The sequence below is a fragment of the Shewanella sp. c952 genome, assembly GCF_019654975.1.
Taxonomy (GTDB): Bacteria; Pseudomonadota; Gammaproteobacteria; order Enterobacterales; family Shewanellaceae; genus Shewanella.
The window spans coordinates 84,334-101,372 of record NZ_BPEW01000006.1 but is presented as its reverse complement, the minus strand read 5'-3'; the positions used below and the strand labels follow the sequence as shown (position 1 = coordinate 101,372).

The window sequence follows — 17,039 nt, the reverse complement described above, 5'->3', positions numbered from 1 at the left end:
AGGCTTTTTTGTTTTCAATGCTTAATCGCAATAGATTTACTTCTTACGCCAAGTTGTGCCTTCTGGCCCATCTTCAAGAATAACCCCTAACGCATTAAGTCCATCTCGCGCCACATCTGCTGCAGGCCAATCTTTCTCTGTACGTGCTCGGTTACGTTCAACAATCAGCGCTTCAATCTCAGCCACTTCATCATCACTACCTTCGCCTTTAAAGAAAGTATCCACATCTTGGCCAAGGATCCCTAGCACATCAGCCAGTTGCTTTAACGCAACACCCAAAGCAGAAGCTTGCGCCATATCAGTCAATTTAAGACGGTTTATTTCACGTACCATTTCAAACAGTACTGAATAGGCTTCAGGTGTATTAAAGTCATCATCCATCGCACGTTTAAATTGCGCGACAAACTCTTCTGCTGTTGCGGCATCTACCGTAAGGTCTAGATCTTTAAGCGCGGTGTAAATACGCTCTAATCCAGATTTTGCCTGTTTTAGATTATCTTCAGAGTAATTAAGCTGACTACGATAGTGACCCGACAACAAGAAATAACGCACTGTCGCTGCATCATAATGATTTAATACGTCACGGATGGTGAAGAAGTTGTTCAACGATTTTGACATCTTCTCTTTATCGACCATCACCATACCGGTATGCATCCAATAGTTCACATACTGGGTATCGTGTGCACAGCAAGACTGAGCAATTTCATTCTCATGATGCGGGAACTGCAGATCAGAGCCTCCACCGTGAATATCAAAATGGTTACCCAGGTGCTTGCTATTCATTGCTGAACATTCAATATGCCAACCTGGACGGCCTGCTCCCCATGGAGAATCCCAAGTAGGCTCTCCTGGCTTAGACATTTTCCAAAGAACAAAGTCCATCGGATCGCGCTTAGCATCTTCAACTTCGACTCGAGCGCCAGCTTGTAACTGCTCTAGGTTTTGCCCTGATAAGCGACCATATTCAGGGAAAGAAGATACGCTAAATAAAACATCACCGTTGGATGCCACATACGCGTGATCACGGGCAATAAGCTTCTCAACCATATCGATGATTTCTGGCATATGCAGCGTAGCACGAGGTTCAAAATCTGGACGCGCCATATTAAGAGAATCAAAATCTCGGTGCATCTCACCAATTAGACGCTCTGTTAATGAGTCACAACTTTCATTGTTCTCGTTAGCACGCTTGATAATTTTGTCATCAACATCGGTGATATTACGCTGAAAATTAACGTCATAACCGCTATATCTCAAGTACCTTACAATCATGTCAAATGAAACAAAAGTACGACCATGACCGATATGACATAAATCATAAATGGTCACCCCACACACATACATGCCTATTTTTCCGGGCTGTATCGGTACAAACTGTTCTTTTTGGCGGGTAAGCGTATTGTAAAGCTTCAACATTGATTATTCTCTTCAACGGCTATATTCAGAAATAGGTCGTTCAGTCTACCATTGCAAAACTCGCGGTTCCAAGCAGTTTTCCTATACCAAGTACGCAAAATCATGCAGAACTGGTTAATATTGTCTATAAAGCGTTCTCAAGTAGGACTTCACCGCATAATTAGGGTTAATCAGTACCTTTTAGCAGTGTAATAAACGGCTTGCCAACGGTGCTTTTTACAGCGACAAATCACGCAACACTTTATGCTGCAGCGCAATTACGTTAGAATCCAGCCATTATTTACCATGTGTTAATTTGCGAGAGTAAAAATTATGATCACACTTCATACCAATCACGGCGAAATCAAGCTTTCTCTTGACGCTGAAAAAGCACCAAAAACTGCAGCTAACTTTGAAAAATACGTCAAAGAAGGTTTTTACGATGGAACCGTTTTTCACCGTGTTATTGACGGCTTTATGGTTCAAGGTGGTGGTTTTACTGAAGATATGGAGCAGAAGCGTAGTGGCGAGACCATTGAGAACGAAGCAAACAATGGCCTTTCGAATAAAGTAGGTACTATTGCTATGGCACGTACTTCAGATCCGCATTCAGCAACGGCTCAGTTTTTTATCAACATCAACGATAACACTTTCCTAGACTTCAAGTCTGAATCAGCACAAGGTTGGGGTTACTGTGTATTCGGTGAAGTTGCTGAAGGCATGGACGTTGTTAATAAAATTAAAGCGGTAAGCACAGGCAACCGTGGCATGCATCAAGATGTCCCTCTTGACGCTGTTATCATCGAAAAAGTGACTATCGAAGAGTAAAACTGACTCGATGCGCACACTTTTTGTGGGCGATCTGCACTTAAGTGCTGATCGTCCCGATATTACCCAAGCTTTTCTTACTTTCTTAGAGACTCAGCTTACCGATACCTCAGCACTCTATATCCTAGGCGATCTGTTTGAAGTTTGGGTGGGAGATGATATTGCAGAGCCATTTGCAAATCAGTTAGCCGACGCCATTAAATTAGCCTCAAAAAAGCTACCCATTTTCTTTATTCACGGCAACAGAGACTTTCTTATCGGCGGTGCATTTGCACAGCGCAGCGGCATGACCTTGTTACCCGAGGTTTATACAATCAATTTGTATGGCATTGAAACCGTTATTCTGCACGGTGACAGCCTCTGTACCCTAGATAAACCCTACCAGCGCTTTAGAAAGTTTCGCAATTTTGCATGGGCAAAGTGGTTATATGCACACCTACCAAAATCCAAAAGACTTGGGATTGCAGCAAAATTAAGAAGTAACAGCCAAAGTAGTAATCAACATAAAAGCTATAGCATTATGGATGTTGAACCCGATGCGGTGCTTGAGCTGCTTGATAGCACGAATACGCAGCAGATGATCCATGGTCATACGCACCGCCCCGCTATCCATCAGCTCACTAATGGAAAACGTCGGATCGTTGTCGGTGATTGGTATGAACAAGGCAGCATGCTATGTATTGACCAAGACAGTGTTGAGCTAATAGAACTGCCTTTCGGCAAGTAATCCTCTACTTGCCTCTCTGCTTTTTCGCCGCTTTTAAACAGCTTTAATGATCGATGGCGCACCACTGTGAAACTTAAAATCCTCATCTGCTGATGAGATAAGCTCAGCTTCTACTGCGGCAAAGTGGGCAACTCGGTCAGCAATGTCAGTGGTTGAAATAGCCTGTGCAAGTTTTAAATAGTCTTGGTAATGGCGAGCTTCAGAGCGCAATAGAGAGATATAGAACTTCTTCAACTCGTCATCTAAGTGAGGAGCAAGCTTGGCAAAGCGTTCACAAGAGCGAGCTTCAATAAATGCGCCAACAATGAGTTTATCGATTAGCGTGGCCGGCTCATGGGTTCTTACCTGTTTCATCATGCCCTTTGCATAACGACCTGCTCGGGCATTTCTATACTCTATGCCACGACTATGCATAATCTCTAACACTTGCTCAAAATGGTGGAACTCCTCTTTGATCAGGCGCACCATCTTCTGAATAAGATCATCACTATGAGCAAAGTCCTTACGAGCAACAAGCTCGCCTGCTAACTCATTTTTCTTGCTGTCTTTCGACAAAAACGCAGCCACATCTCGCTCTTTAATATAGACGAAATCTTCATAGGGCTTTGCCCAAGCCAATAAAATCTTCCCACTTGGTTTATCAATGGCATATTTACGCACCAAAAACATCGCAGTCTGCGCCGCTTTTAACTCACAGTTACAGTGGTCAATCAGCAAACCTTTTAGCTGTTCAGGCTTTTTTGCTTCTTCAATCCAACTATCGGGGGTTTCACATTTCAAAAATGAGTAAATAGGGGCAAGTAACTGCTGCATGCTAAGGCTCTTTGCGCTGTTCGTTAGGCCAACTATTTTATCAGTAATTTCCAGCACAATCCTAGCTTAACATCTATGCTTAAGATGATTGGCTTGACTCTTGGTTAGTTTTGTTCAATAAATAGCCTTAGAGCTGTAAAAAGTTCGTCTGCAGTTTGGCGAGCCAATTTAATCTAAAAGTTAAATGCTAAACAAGGATAACTATAATGATATTGAATCACTTAATGGGGCTATACACTCATCCAAAAGAAGAGTGGCAAACAATTGAAAAAAACCACGAAGCGCTTAGAAGTAGCCTGAGCCATATCTTAATCGTTGCGCTTATTCCTGCTATATGCACATTTTTTGCCACGTCACAAATTGGTTGGGATCTCGGTGTTGGCGAACGCCAATTCTTAACGGCTGAAAGCGCACTAATCATGTCTACGGGTATGTATTTCGGCCTCATCGCCGGTGTTTTCGCACTGGCTTACCTTGCTTTTTGGATGGCCAAAACCTTCGATGCAACTCCGAGTTACACCCAAGCATTAGAGTTAGCAGCATATACTGCAACCCCATTATTTATGGTGGGCTTAGCAACACTATATCCAACATTGTGGTTCATCATGGTAGTAGGCTTAGCTGGTTTAGCTTATTCGGTTTATCTGCTCTATACCGGCGTCCCCATCATCATGAATATTCCAGAAGAGAAAGGCTTCATCTATGCAAGTTCAGTTGTGACTGCAGGTCTAGTACTACTCGTCGGGTTGATGGCATCGAGTGTGATTTTATGGAGCGTTGGGTTCGGTCCTATGTACCAATAGAGTCGATATTTTCCGCTGACAAAAAAGCCGACATTCGTCGGCTTTTTTGATCATTGAGTTTATTAACTCAAACGAATACCTAGCAGTATAAAACGATTACGCGAAGGTATCACGTAGTGGTACTGTTAGGTTAAACACTAAAGCGTCTTTAGTAGAATCTTTATTGTCTGCACAGAAGTAACCTTCACGCTCAAACTGATAAGCTTTTTCCGCTTCAGCATTAACAAGTCCAGCTTCAACAAATCCATGCTTAACCGTTAACGATTGCGGATTGAGCACCTCATCTACAGATTCTGCAGCAGCTGGGTTAGCATCATTAAATAAACGCTCATACAAACGGAATTCAGCAGGTTTAGCAGTCGTTGCTTCAACCCAATGGATCACGCCTTTAACCTTACGACCGTCACTTGGGTTTTTGCCCAATGTTTCATCATCATAGGTACAGTAAATTGTTGTCACGTTGCCATCAGCATCTTTATCACAGCGTTCAGCTTTAATTACATAAGCATTACGTAAGCGAACTTCTTTGCCTTGCACTAAGCGTTTGAACTTCTTATTTGCTTCTTCGCGGAAATCATCTGCGTCGATGTAAAGTTCGCGCCCGAATGACAGTGGGCGCTTACCCATCTCTTCATTACTTGGGTGTATAGGTGCTTGAACTATTTCAACTTGGTTTTCAGGATAGTTTTCAATCACGACCTTAACTGGGTTAATAACAGCCATCGCGCGTGGAGCATGTTCATTTAGCTCTTCACGGATACAAGCATCTAGCATGGCAACTTCAATCATGTTCTCTTGCTTAGTCACGCCTATACGCTTACAAAATTCACGAATTGAAGCAGCGGTATAACCTCGACGTCTAAAGCCTGCAATCGTTGGCATACGAGCATCATCCCAACCAGAGACGATGTTTCGTACCACAAGGTCGTTCAGCTTACGCTTAGACATTAGCGTGTACTCAAGGTTTAATCTTGAGAACTCATACTGACGTGTGCGACTTGGAGACTGAAAATCATCTAAATGATCCAACACCCAATCATACAACCTGCGGTTATCTTGAAACTCTAGAGTACAAAGCGAGTGGCTAATGTCCTCAATCGCATCAGAGATACAGTGAGTAAAGTCGTACATAGGGTATATGCACCACTTATCACCCGTTTGATGATGATGTGCAAAGCGTACCCGATAAATAATCGGATCGCGCATACACATGAATGGCGACGCCATATCAATCTTTGCTCTTAACGCACATTCACCCTCTTTGAACTCACCATTACGCATTTTTTCAAATAGCGCTAAGTTCTCTTCTGGTGTTGTATCGCGGTAAGGACTATTTTTACCCGGCTCTTTTAACGTGCCGCGGTACTCTCGAGTTTGCTCTGCATTTAAAAAACAAACATAAGCTAAGCCCTTAGTGATCAATTCAACGGCATATTGATGCAACTGATCAAAGTAGTTTGAAGAGTAACGAATATCGCCACTCCACTGGAAACCGAGCCACTGCACATCATTCTGAATAGAGTGGACATAATCAATGTCCTCTTTTTCAGGATTGGTATCGTCAAAACGTAAGTTACATTGACCTTGGTAGTCTTGTGCGATGCCAAAGTTTAGGCAGATTGACTTGGCGTGGCCGATATGAAGAAAACCGTTTGGTTCTGGCGGAAAACGGGTATGCACAGCACTGTGCTTACCGCTGGCAAGATCTTCATCTATGATACTACGTATGAAGTTACTAGGACGTACTTCAGTGTCCACATGACTCATGGAATTCCTCTTTGCGAACGATGATTAATGGCGAAAAAGCATAATCCTACAGATCCCTAGTAGGGTCAACGGTTCACGCTTAAAAACACGGGTTAATGGTTACAGCATAGCCATTTAAAGGCAAAAAAGCAGCGAATCATCGCTGCTTTTATCTATACACTCAGATTATACGCTAATACTGCTATTCCGTAATCACTTTAATACCAGGAATAATGGTTTGCGTTTTTCGCCCTTTCCTCTTCAGCCATACATAAAATACAACTAACGCGATAGTAAAGAAGCCAATCCATAAACTTGATTGCAAAGGGTGCTGAGCAAACGTAGCGCCTTGGTAGAATACCGTCGCAGTGCCATATGCTAGACCAAAGGTCCACAGTCCTGCGAATGCAGCCCAGCGTCCGCCAAACTCGTTCACAAGTGCACCCATTGCAGCAACACACGGAGTGTAAAGCAATATAAACAATAAGTAGGCAAATGCTGCTATTACCCCAGAAAAACCAGCCTGCAGCGCACTAAAGGTTGAAGTATCAACTTCTAGTTCTTCTGACGCAGCTTCAACTGAAGAGACATCACCAACAGATATAGACAATGGATCTTCAGGTGAAATACCAAATAGATTCTCAGGGATAGTTGCAAAAGCTTCAGCAAAGGTCTCAGATAGCGGCGCTAAGTCTTCATCGCCTGCACTGTTGTCAGAGTAAAGACTATTCAAAGTCCCAACCACTGCCTCTTTTGCAAAGATACCGGTGATAATACCTACGGTTGCAGGCCAGTTATCTTGCTCTACACCCATAGGTGCAAATAACGGAGTAACTTTTTGGCTTGCAACACTGAGTACTGACTCAGAGCTATCTTCGTGACCAAATGTTCCATCAATACCAATAGCATTAACGAAGTTGAGCAAGGTGACAACGATAACAATCGTCTTACCCGCGCCCATAATAAAGCTCTTTGTTCGCTTACCTGTTCGCGCCATTACTGTTTTGAACTTAGGCTTTTCATAGCTAGGTAGCTCCATTACTACCGCACTGCTTGAGCCTGGCAGTAAAGTGGAACGTAGCAATAAGCCGGTGCCAATCGCAGCAAAAATACCAATCATATATAGCAAGAACACTAAATTCTGACCCGATTCAGGGAAGAAAGCAGCTGCAAATAATGCATATACAGGAAGGCGTGCACCACATGACATAAACGGCGCCATCATTCCAGTGACAATACGTTCACGCTCACTACCTAGCGTACGAGTTGCCATAATCGCTGGCACTGAACAACCAAAGCCAACAATCATAGGCACAAAAGCACGTCCAGGAAGACCAATGCGGCGCATCAACCCATCAACAACAAACGCTGCTCGCGCCATGTAACCAGAACCTTCAAGTACTGATAAGGCTAAAAATAGCGCCGCAATAACCGGAATAAACGTGGCAACCGTTTGAATACCTTGGCCAACACCACCGGCTACAATAGTCACTAACCATTCAGGTGAACCTAGGCTGGACATTAATGCGCCGAAATGGTCAACAAAAATAGCCCCTGCTGCGATATCAAAGAAGTCGATAAAAGAGCTACCAACATTGATACTGAACATAAACATTAAATACATCACAAACAAGAACACAGGGATCCCTGCAACTGGGTGAAGTACCACTTTATCTAGTTTATCGGTTAATGTTTCGGCATTGTCACTTTTGACTGAACCAGTAAACACCTGCTCAACGAAGTTGAAGCGTGTGGTGGCCACCATAATTTCAATATCTTTACCTTGAGCAGACAGTGCTTGAGAGTATTGCTCTACTTCACTAACCATTTGACTGTTTTTACACTTACCACAGCCTAATCCATTAGCGAGCATCGCAAGTGCACGCCCTCGACTCAACTTGTCATCGGCAGCAAGCAGGTTACTAACACCAGACTCAATTTCATTATCGTAATCAAGTACTAGAGGCGCTTCAGAAACTTTACCATCGAGTAAAGCAACAAATTGTTGTTTCACCTTCTCAATGTCTTGTTCATCGCGAGAGCACACGGCCACAACTGGACAACCTAGCTCTTTGCTCATCTGTGCGACATCAATATGAATACCACGACTAATCGCAGCATCTATTTTGTTCAGCACTACAACTAACGGAATACCAAGTTCACGCAGTTGTACGGTTAAGTACAAGTGACGTTCAATATTGGTCGCATCAACAAGGTTAATAATTCCGTCGATTGGCTGATCTGCAAGATATTGCTGCGCTATTTGTTCATCTAAAGAACAGTCGCAACTGTTACCAGCAGGTAATAAATCATAAATACCGGGAAGGTCAGTAAGAAAAACATCGGTACCTTGCAGCGCGAATTGCCCTGTTTTCTTTTCAACAGTAACTCCAGACCAGTTACCTACTTGTTGGTTAGAGCCAGTAAGAGCATTAAAAAGTGTCGACTTACCCGCGTTCGGGTTACCGACGGTGACGCAATTAAATTGCTTATCCATTCGCTTTTTCAACCTCTATAATATCTGCTAAATCGCGACGCATGCATAATTTACTGCCTCGGATATCTAATTCTACGCCCGAGCCCATTGGCGCTCTGCGGATCAAAGAAAATCGAGTGTTGGGAGTGATCCCCATCGATAGGAGTTTGCGTTTAACAACTGCTGGTAGGTCAATTTGCCCTACTTGAGAAATTCTGGCGAAATCGCCCGGATTTAGTTCACTTAACTTCATTGTGCATCCCACCTAATTACAGGCCTCAACTTTCTTTGAATTGATACTGATTCTAAAGGACTGTTGATCTCAATAACTTTACCTAGATCAACATTTCAGACTGTAAACGATAATAATTTTCAATTGTGTTCTCTATTATGTGACAAATCTCTCAACTAATAAATGACCTCATACCAGATAAATGAGTAATGGCTTATACCCCTTAAATAGTAATGGTTATTATTTACACTAAATTCAAATAAATGGAGGAACCCAAGGCGTGTGACCTAGCTCACACTTTAATGAATACACCTTAAAGATCAGCGTTAAAAACTGCATGAACCCACTTAAATGTTATGGGTTTGTCATGTTTATGTTCTATTATTTTATGTTAGTAATTTACACAATTACTAATGTAGCACTCTAAAAAAAGAACGCTTTAAAAGCGAATGGAATGGGAATGACATGATGAACAAGACCACAGGATGGTTCTCTACAAAGCTAGTGAACTTGCTAATGCTTACGACGATGGCATTTTGCTTTAATGTCATGTCAGCCCCATGGGACGATCAACCACCTAAAGAGGTTGAAGCTCTATTAGATAAAAAGTTTGCTGAAGGAAAGTATTCATCGAAGGGTGCTGATACCTGCCTAATGTGTCACAGAAAGAGCCCTAAAGTGATGGAACTATTCGACGGTGTTCACGGTAATGCCGATGTAAAAGGTTCGCCAATGGCAGATCTTCAATGCGAAGCATGTCACGGTCCACTAGGATCACATAACCGTGGTGGTAAAGAGCCAATGATTACATTTGGTTCAAATTCACCCGTTCCCGCTGAAAAACAAAACAGCGTTTGTATGAGTTGCCATAACGATGATGAACGCATGGCTTGGAGCGGCAATCATCACGACAATGCTGATGTCAGCTGTGCCAACTGTCATCAAGTCCATACTGGACACGACCCTATCGCAGATAGAGCAACTGAAGTTGCTGTATGCACCAATTGCCACACTCAGCAAAAAGCTGACATGAATAAACGTTCTTCTCACCCACTTAAATGGCAACAGATGGTATGTAGTGACTGCCACAACCCACATGGTTCGCTTGCAGATGCCAGCTTAAAGCAGATGAGCGTCAATGAAAATTGTTACTCATGCCATGCCGAAAAACGTGGACCAAAATTATGGGAACATGCGCCGGTTACAGAAGATTGTGCGTCTTGTCATAATCCACATGGCAGCGTCAACGAAGCGATGCTGATAAGTAAACCGCCTATGTTATGTCAACAATGTCACGCATCTGTTGGACACACCTCAAATGCCGTATTCGGTGGAAACCCCAACGCATTTAATGCGGGCCAAAGCTGTATGAACTGCCATTCACAAGTACATGGCTCTAACCATCCATCTGGCAAGCTGCTACAGCGCTAACAAGGAGTGGCAATGATGAAAAGTATACAGTTCCATATCAATAAGCCGTTGCAGCTTTCTCTAATAGCGTTGGCTGTCAGCGCATCTATAACATCGGTGCATGCAACAGGTTACGGCGTCCAGAATGCCAACCGCGACAAAGCAAAAGTCGAAAAGTGGGAGTGCAAACGCTGCGTAACAACCTCAGGCTTTAATGGCAGTGTGGGCATAGGCGCCGCCTATAATGATGCTGGTGACATTCATTTTGGTAATACGACCGGAACAGATACAGACGGTGCAGTTGGGCATATAGAGGCTGACCTTAATTATCAATCAGAAAATGGTTATCAAACCAAAATAACAGCAGACAAACTGGGGTATGACACTGGCAGCGCGGCAATAGAGACTGGCCGTAAAGGCCAATATTCCATCGCTTTAGGTTATCGAGGACTAGCGAACTACGACACCAATGCGGCGCTAACACCCTATATGAATAGTGGCGATCAGCTTTTTCTGCCCGATGATTGGCAAGCAGGTGCAACCACGGGGCAAATGTCGAACCTAAATGACGACATTTCCGATACAGCGTTAAAAACTCAACGTGATAGGTTTTTATTAGAAGCTGACTATAAAGGTAGCTTCTACAAGGCTGATATTAATTACCAGCATGAAAAGCGTGAAGGTAAACGTACTTTTTCCGGTAATTTACTCACCAATAGTGCCATGCTAGCCCAGCCTATTGAAGATACAACCGATGAATTTGGTGCAAAAATCTACTTTAACGGTAAAGGTTGGTTAGTCGGCATAGACTCTTCTTTTAGCCAGTACAAGAATGATCATCAAGCCGTTAGTTGGGAGTCAGCCTTTACACCCACATTTGGTGCAGCCTATGCAGGACAAAGTGCTGCGGCACCTGATAATAAAGCCTATCGAGTTGGCGCAAATGCACAACTGAATGGCAACGGTCATCAAGTGTTCATGAACTTAAGTGTTGCCAGCTTTACTCAAGATCAAGCTTTCCTACCCGCAACGATAAATGGTCCCTCCCCCGCACTGCCAACCAGTAGCCTTGACGGTCAGGTTGATACCACCGACATGAAACTTAAATACTCTGGCCGACCTTTACGAGGCTTAAGCGTAAGAGCGCGTTATGACTACTCAGATCGAGACAATAAAACAGCACTGAATGCCTATCCACAAGTCATCACCGATAGTTATTATGCAGGCACCGCTGTTAACCCAGAGTATGATCGTACTAAGCAGTTAGTCGATGTTGGCGCGAAATACCGTTTCAACCGCAGTATATACGTAGATGGCGGCTATCGTTATGACCATAACGACTATAGCGATTTAGACCGAGACTCTCTGCAGCAAAATAGCCTCTATGCAAAGCTAAACTACCGAATCTCTCCCGCTTGGTCTGCTTGGTTAAAAGCCGAAGCGAGTGATAGAACAGGAAGTACCTATAAAGCTGTAACGACGACATCAAGTCCGAGTAATCCATATTTAAGAAAGTCATACCTTGCAGATAGACAGCGTCAAGAATATAAACTTAACGTGGCCTACAGTGGCTCAACAGCATTTTCTGCTAGTGCCAACTTGCATGCTAGCTATGACGATTATAACGATACAGAAATTGGTTTAACTCGGGTTGATACCCAAGGCTACGATATATCAGCCAATTACATGATAAGCGAGAATTTCAATCTTAACGCCTACCTCAACCAAGATTGGCGTGACAGTGACCAAGCTGGTAGCTCAAACTTTGGCTTAGCTAATTGGTATGCCAACACCGATGAGCAATCCACATTAGTCGGTGCAGGGTTAACTTACCAAAACTTGTTAGATAGCAAACTCAATCTTGGCCTAGATTACTCATACGCCGACGGGCAAAGCGATACCAATGTTATTCAAGGGATCACTTCTCCTTACGGTGATTACTTCTCCGAAAAACACAATATTAATGCCTTCGCTAAGTATCAGCTCGCTGAGAAAATGGCGTTACGCTTTGATTGGATTTTCGAGAACTATAAAGACTCTGATTGGTTGAACCAAGGTTTATCCGTCGACTCAATCCCCAACGTGCTGACTTTTGGCGATTTAAGCCACGACTATAACGCTCACTATTTTGGCCTGACATTTAGCTACCAAATGTAGCTCTGTCAATAAAAGGAATTCAAGGAAATAAAAATGAAACTGATCACCCAATCACGACTTCATAAAAGTATTCCTCTAGGTCTAATCGCCATATTAGCCGCTTGTGGCGGCGACGACGGTTCACCCGGCAACCCAGGAGAACCGGGAGGACCGCCCGCGTCAGTGATTACCGAGCTAAATATCACAGTCAAAGACGTAGCTTTCGATGCTGGTATTGCCACGGTTAATTACCGCATCACGAATGAGGAAGATGAGCCAGTAGTCGGTATCCCTTCTGCAACTTACCTTGCGGCACAACTGCTACCTATGGGCTACACCAATGCAGGTAATGCGAGTCAATGGCAGTACTTTACCTCGGAGTCTTGTTCAGACGTTTGTGACGGCGAATTTGTCGACCATAAAAACGGTCAATATAGCTACACCTTCAGTGGTGCATTTGACGGCATGAATGACGTCAGCTTTATGCCAGGCGGCACCCAACGTGTGGTCATAAAAATTGGCGGCGATTCTCTACCCGATGGTACAGCACTGCCAATAACCAACCAACATTATGATTGGCAAGATAAAGGTGACACCCCTGCCTACACGCGAAACCTCATCGAGATGGAAACTTGTAACAGCTGTCACAGTGATCTCGCTTTCCATGGTAGTAAATACAACGAGGTTGAAACCTGCGTAACTTGTCATAACACCGATAAGGTCAGTAACCCAGATAATGTTTTTGCTCCTATGGTTCACGGCAAGCATTTAACTGGATTTCCAGGCTCACTAGCAGATTGTCAAACATGTCATGTCGCTGATGAAGCATTAACTGAAAACATGAACTGGGCGCGTGTTCCTACAATGGAAGCATGTGGTAGCTGTCACACTAATATTGACTTCCCTGCTGGGCAGGGTCACCCAACTCAGCAAGACAACAGCAATTGTGTCGCTTGTCATAACTCAGGTTGGACCATGAGTGCCCATAGCCAAGCAGATACTGATGCCGTTCTTGGCCAATTTAATGTTGAAATTGTCAGCGCTTCTTTAAATAGCACCACGGTTGATTTAGCGGTGAGGTTATCTAATCCAGCCACTAACGAGATCTATAGCGATAGCGCCGACAAGCTTAACTTTGTCAATGACCTTAGGGTTTATGCCAACTGGGGCGTAAGTGTTGATTATACAACTCGAAGCGCTAAGTCTATTAAGTTACAAGATATAACGCCTATCTCTGGTAGTGATGGCATCTTTAATTATCAGATAATGGGCTTAACTGTTCCAGCTGAACTTGCGGATGACAAAGGTACCTTAGCTATTCAAGGTAAATTATGTAGTGATGACGATATGCTGGCAAATTGTGCAGAGACAGACAACACAACCAACCTTAAATCTAGCCATCAATTCTTTAGTGCCACTGCAATTACAGATGTTGGTCGCCGAGTTGTTGTGACTAACGAGACGTGCTCAAGCTGTCATCTGCTCTCTGCCTTAAAAATACATAATGGAGAGAGAAACGATGCAGAGGGTCAATGTCAGCTCTGTCACAACAACTTTAAGATAGCTGATGAAACCGCTAAGAATCCGCAAGCAACAACAAGCGACTACAAACATTTAGCTCACACTCTGCATGCAGGGTCACGTGAAAGCTACCCAGATATTAACTACCCAGCCAACATAGGTAACTGCGCCCAATGCCACACCGAAGATGCTGCAGGCGTGCTTACGGCAGCGCTGCCACTTAATAGTGCAGTGCAGCCATTAGCCTTTGACGACGGCAGTTTTACTAGCCCTACATCAGCCATCTGTAGCGCCTGTCATACCAGCGACACATCTAAGAGTCATATGACCCAGCAAGGAGGTGTGTTTAACGGCACAGAAGCTGATGCAACATCTGGAACTGAAAGTTGTGCCACTTGTCATGGCCAAGGTGCTTCAGTCGATGTGTTAGCTGTTCACCCAATAAAATAATAATCATTAGCCCAATAACTTCGGTTGTTGGGCTTTCAATGTTTAGTGATGAGAAATGGAACGCAAAATTATGGAAATCAAAACTAGAAGCTCAAAACTCAGTTTGATTGCTCTCGCGAGTGCCGCTTTGTTATTTGGTTGTAGCGACGGCAATGACGGTGAAGATGGTAAAGATGGTGAAGTTGGTTTTTCAATTGCTCAAGCCAACGAACTAAAAGCTTCCATCTCATCGGCCTCTGTGACTGAAGGTGTGATTGCAGTAGAGTTCACTCTCGAAAATGCCAACGGCGTAGCAATAACCGATCTCGACACCTACCAAGCTGTCGACTGGATAGGTATGGGGGTCGCAAAATTAATCCCGACTGAAGGCAAAGGTTATAAAACACCACAATGGGTAAACTACATTAATAGTGCTGTAGAACCCGTCGCTGCTAACGTCCCACCAGGATACGAAGACAAAGCGGGTACACAGTTCCAGCCAGGGCTTGAATCTAGCTGTGCTCAGGAGTGTATAGAAAACCTAAGCAGTGGCATGTACCGCTATACCTTCCAACTGAATTTAAATGACGTGCCTGAACTTGAGGGACTCGACTTAACCTTTGATGATAGTTTAACTCACCGAGTTACCATGGAGCTGAGAGCTGATGGTACGGCCAATAAACTCATCAATGCACATTACGACTTTTTACCCTCATCGGGTGAAATGGTCGCTGCAGATGCGACTCGTACAGTAGAGTTTTTAGAACAATCATGTTTACGTTGTCATAGCGACGATTATGACCACCCTTGGGCCTCAAAACTGTTATTCCACGGCGGAAGACGTTTCGATATCGCTAATTGCCAAATGTGTCACACCAGTTACGCTGGTGATCCTGAAACAGGCGCACCAATTGACATGGGCTATATGGTACATAAAATCCATAAGAGTGATTACTTGATGGTAGGTTATGGTGGCAGTATCCACGATTACTCCGAAGTGACCTTCCCTGCTGACATGTACGACTGTCGCGCATGCCACCAAGAAGGCGACACTAGTCCTGTTGATGCATTTAACTTTAAGCACCATCGCGCATTAGCATGTGGGTCATGTCACTCAGATTCAACCGATCCAGCGCAGATAAAAACCGATATGCACGACAGGTATATTGAAACAACCGACTGTAGCACCTGTCATGCAGAAAAAGGTGAACAAGGCGCTGCGCATCACTTCACCGATGCCGTCGCTAAAGATAATGCTAAAGACAGCTATTCCGCAACGTTAGTACCAGGTTCAGTGTCAGTCGCGACGGGCATGATTACATTTGATGTGCAATTTGCAGATTCTTCTTTAACGACTCCAGTGATGAGTCCAGATGTCGATAAGCGTATTACATTAAGCGCAATCTATTTTGGCTTTGGTAATGACATTGACTTTGGTTCAGGAACACAAAAAGTTGATCTAGTTGCTCTAACACCATCAGCTGTGAGTGATGGCGTTTATCGATACACTACCACGACGACATTAATGGCTGATGCTAGCGAAGCCGCAACAGGCGTAATTTCAACCAAAATGTGTGTTGATAGAGATACGCTGATGGGAGTGGTTTGTGGCACAGGTACTGACGAGTCGAATAATCCTGCGGTGATCACCGGTGAGTTGGTAGCATTTAACCTTAATGGTGATGACAGCGTGATGGCTAGACGAGTCGTGGTGAGTAACGATACTTGTGCAAATTGTCACGACGAAAAGTTCATCGGAAAATTTGGTATAGGTTTCAAACACGGGGGCAATTACAGTAACTTTGAAGGTGAGTGTCAGATGTGTCATAACCCGACTCGTTCAGGGGCTGACTCTAAGTCGATTCAAGACCATATTGACTTTAAAGTACGTATACATGCGCATCATGCCAATAAGCGTTCTACGCAAGATCCAATCACCTTCCCAGAGCACTATGGTAACTGTGCTGTCTGTCATGATAAAGGCCAGCTTAAAATGGATGGACTTGGTGCGATGGTCGCTACACCCTCTACCGATGCAGTCTTAGGTATGGTTGAGTTCTCTCCTATCGCATCAACATGTGTGAGTTGTCATGGTACAAAAGACTCATTAATCTCACATATCCGCAGCAATGGCGGTACGGCAAATGACACTCGTGGCACTTATGTTCCAGGAAGTGAATCTTGTGCAACCTGTCATGCTGAAGGGAAAACCAACGGAGTAGATTCGGTTCACCCTGTAGAATGGTAATAGTTAAGCTATTTTTCTAAAAAAAAGCGGCGTTAACACGCCGCTTTTATTATATATTTAGCTGATAAAACGCAAACAAATCATTCGCGCACCACTCCCAGAACAATTCATTAACAACCAAAAAACCTTTACGCCACCCTTGCTCAATTAGATGTTACTAAACAGTATAAATACGTAATAACCACAGTAACTCAGCTTGATTTAAATCAACTTTACCCTTAAAAATAATCACTTCATTAAGACTACTTTAAGATAACCATCCTCAGCCTTAACTC

Annotated in this window: 12 protein-coding genes; 7 read left to right on the top strand and 5 right to left on the bottom strand. The window is 43.7% G+C overall.

Going from position 1 to position 17,039, the window contains the following annotated elements:
- Positions 1 to 36: 36 nt before the first annotated feature.
- Positions 37 to 1,416 carry a cysteine--tRNA ligase gene (cysS, locus tag K5R16_RS06570; protein WP_220736737.1) on the bottom strand — a complete coding sequence of 460 codons (1,380 nt, stop codon included), beginning with the start codon at positions 1,414 to 1,416 and terminating at the stop codon, positions 37 to 39.
- 312 nt (positions 1,417 to 1,728) lie between these two features.
- On the opposite strand from cysS, the gene K5R16_RS06565 reads away from it, so the two are divergent.
- Both K5R16_RS06565 and K5R16_RS06560 read left to right on the top strand, forming a co-directional pair.
- Complete coding sequence (locus tag K5R16_RS06565; RefSeq protein WP_220736736.1) at positions 1,729 to 2,223, top strand: peptidylprolyl isomerase; 495 nt, start codon at positions 1,729 to 1,731, stop codon at positions 2,221 to 2,223.
- 10 nt (positions 2,224 to 2,233) lie between these two features.
- The gene (locus tag K5R16_RS06560; RefSeq protein WP_220736735.1) at positions 2,234 to 2,950 is read left to right on the top strand and encodes a UDP-2,3-diacylglucosamine diphosphatase; all 717 of its coding nucleotides are present in this window, start codon (positions 2,234 to 2,236) and stop codon (positions 2,948 to 2,950) included.
- A gap of 33 nt (positions 2,951 to 2,983) precedes the next feature.
- On the opposite strand, the gene miaE is transcribed toward K5R16_RS06560, so the two are convergent.
- Positions 2,984 to 3,763, bottom strand: coding sequence for a tRNA isopentenyl-2-thiomethyl-A-37 hydroxylase MiaE (gene miaE / locus K5R16_RS06555; RefSeq protein ID WP_220736734.1), 780 nt, complete (start codon positions 3,761 to 3,763; stop codon positions 2,984 to 2,986).
- A 206-nt stretch (positions 3,764 to 3,969) separates the two neighbouring features.
- On the opposite strand from miaE, the gene K5R16_RS06550 reads away from it, so the two are divergent.
- Positions 3,970 to 4,566, top strand: a complete 597-nt coding sequence (locus K5R16_RS06550; RefSeq protein WP_220736733.1) for a Yip1 family protein — start codon at positions 3,970 to 3,972, stop codon at positions 4,564 to 4,566.
- Positions 4,567 to 4,662: 96 nt separating this feature from the next.
- Here K5R16_RS06550 and glnS read toward each other — a convergent pair whose 3' ends face one another.
- From glnS to K5R16_RS06535, 3 genes are all read right to left on the bottom strand, one after another.
- Positions 4,663 to 6,333, bottom strand: coding sequence for a glutamine--tRNA ligase (gene glnS, locus K5R16_RS06545; RefSeq protein ID WP_220736732.1), 1,671 nt, complete (start codon positions 6,331 to 6,333; stop codon positions 4,663 to 4,665).
- Positions 6,334 to 6,514: 181 nt separating this feature from the next.
- Positions 6,515 to 8,809 (bottom strand): Fe(2+) transporter permease subunit FeoB, encoded by a 2,295-nt coding sequence (gene feoB / locus K5R16_RS06540; RefSeq protein ID WP_220736731.1) that lies wholly within the window; start codon positions 8,807 to 8,809, stop codon positions 6,515 to 6,517.
- Complete coding sequence (locus K5R16_RS06535) at positions 8,802 to 9,041, bottom strand: FeoA family protein (RefSeq protein WP_020913325.1); 240 nt, start codon at positions 9,039 to 9,041, stop codon at positions 8,802 to 8,804. Before K5R16_RS06535 ends, feoB begins: the two co-directional genes overlap by 8 nt.
- 495 nt (positions 9,042 to 9,536) lie before the next feature.
- On the opposite strand from K5R16_RS06535, the gene K5R16_RS06530 reads away from it, so the two are divergent.
- The 4 genes from K5R16_RS06530 (at position 9,537) to K5R16_RS06515 (ending at position 16,764) form a co-directional block, all read left to right on the top strand.
- Complete coding sequence (locus tag K5R16_RS06530) at positions 9,537 to 10,451, top strand: DmsE family decaheme c-type cytochrome (RefSeq protein WP_259649787.1); 915 nt, start codon at positions 9,537 to 9,539, stop codon at positions 10,449 to 10,451.
- Between the two features lie 12 nt (positions 10,452 to 10,463).
- On the top strand, positions 10,464 to 12,587 hold the full coding sequence (locus tag K5R16_RS06525) for an MtrB/PioB family decaheme-associated outer membrane protein (RefSeq protein WP_259649783.1): 2,124 nt from the start codon (positions 10,464 to 10,466) through the stop codon (positions 12,585 to 12,587).
- Positions 12,588 to 12,620: 33 nt separating this feature from the next.
- Complete coding sequence (locus K5R16_RS06520) at positions 12,621 to 14,537, top strand: OmcA/MtrC family decaheme c-type cytochrome (protein ID WP_220736729.1); 1,917 nt, start codon at positions 12,621 to 12,623, stop codon at positions 14,535 to 14,537.
- Positions 14,538 to 14,607: 70 nt separating this feature from the next.
- Positions 14,608 to 16,764 carry an OmcA/MtrC family decaheme c-type cytochrome gene (locus K5R16_RS06515; protein WP_220736728.1) on the top strand — a complete coding sequence of 719 codons (2,157 nt, stop codon included), beginning with the start codon at positions 14,608 to 14,610 and terminating at the stop codon, positions 16,762 to 16,764.
- The last annotated feature ends 275 nt before the right edge of the window (positions 16,765 to 17,039 follow it).

What these genes read in the sequence shown, in the direction of transcription:
- feoB (WP_220736731.1), bottom strand. Translation starts at nt 8,809, where the DNA reads ATGGATAAGCAATTTAATTGCGTCACCGTCGGTAACCCGAACGCGGGT.
- K5R16_RS06560 (WP_220736735.1), top strand. Translation starts at nt 2,234, where the DNA reads ATGCGCACACTTTTTGTGGGCGATCTGCACTTAAGTGCTGATCGTCCC.
- miaE (WP_220736734.1), bottom strand. Translation starts at nt 3,763, where the DNA reads ATGCAGCAGTTACTTGCCCCTATTTACTCATTTTTGAAATGTGAAACC.
- K5R16_RS06565 (WP_220736736.1), top strand. Translation starts at nt 1,729, where the DNA reads ATGATCACACTTCATACCAATCACGGCGAAATCAAGCTTTCTCTTGAC.
- cysS (WP_220736737.1), bottom strand. Translation starts at nt 1,416, where the DNA reads ATGTTGAAGCTTTACAATACGCTTACCCGCCAAAAAGAACAGTTTGTA.
- K5R16_RS06520 (WP_220736729.1), top strand. Translation starts at nt 12,621, where the DNA reads ATGAAACTGATCACCCAATCACGACTTCATAAAAGTATTCCTCTAGGT.
- K5R16_RS06550 (WP_220736733.1), top strand. Translation starts at nt 3,970, where the DNA reads ATGATATTGAATCACTTAATGGGGCTATACACTCATCCAAAAGAAGAG.
- K5R16_RS06525 (WP_259649783.1), top strand. Translation starts at nt 10,464, where the DNA reads ATGATGAAAAGTATACAGTTCCATATCAATAAGCCGTTGCAGCTTTCT.
- K5R16_RS06515 (WP_220736728.1), top strand. Translation starts at nt 14,608, where the DNA reads ATGGAAATCAAAACTAGAAGCTCAAAACTCAGTTTGATTGCTCTCGCG.
- K5R16_RS06530 (WP_259649787.1), top strand. Translation starts at nt 9,537, where the DNA reads ATGCTTACGACGATGGCATTTTGCTTTAATGTCATGTCAGCCCCATGG.
- glnS (WP_220736732.1), bottom strand. Translation starts at nt 6,333, where the DNA reads ATGAGTCATGTGGACACTGAAGTACGTCCTAGTAACTTCATACGTAGT.
- K5R16_RS06535 (WP_020913325.1), bottom strand. Translation starts at nt 9,041, where the DNA reads ATGAAGTTAAGTGAACTAAATCCGGGCGATTTCGCCAGAATTTCTCAA.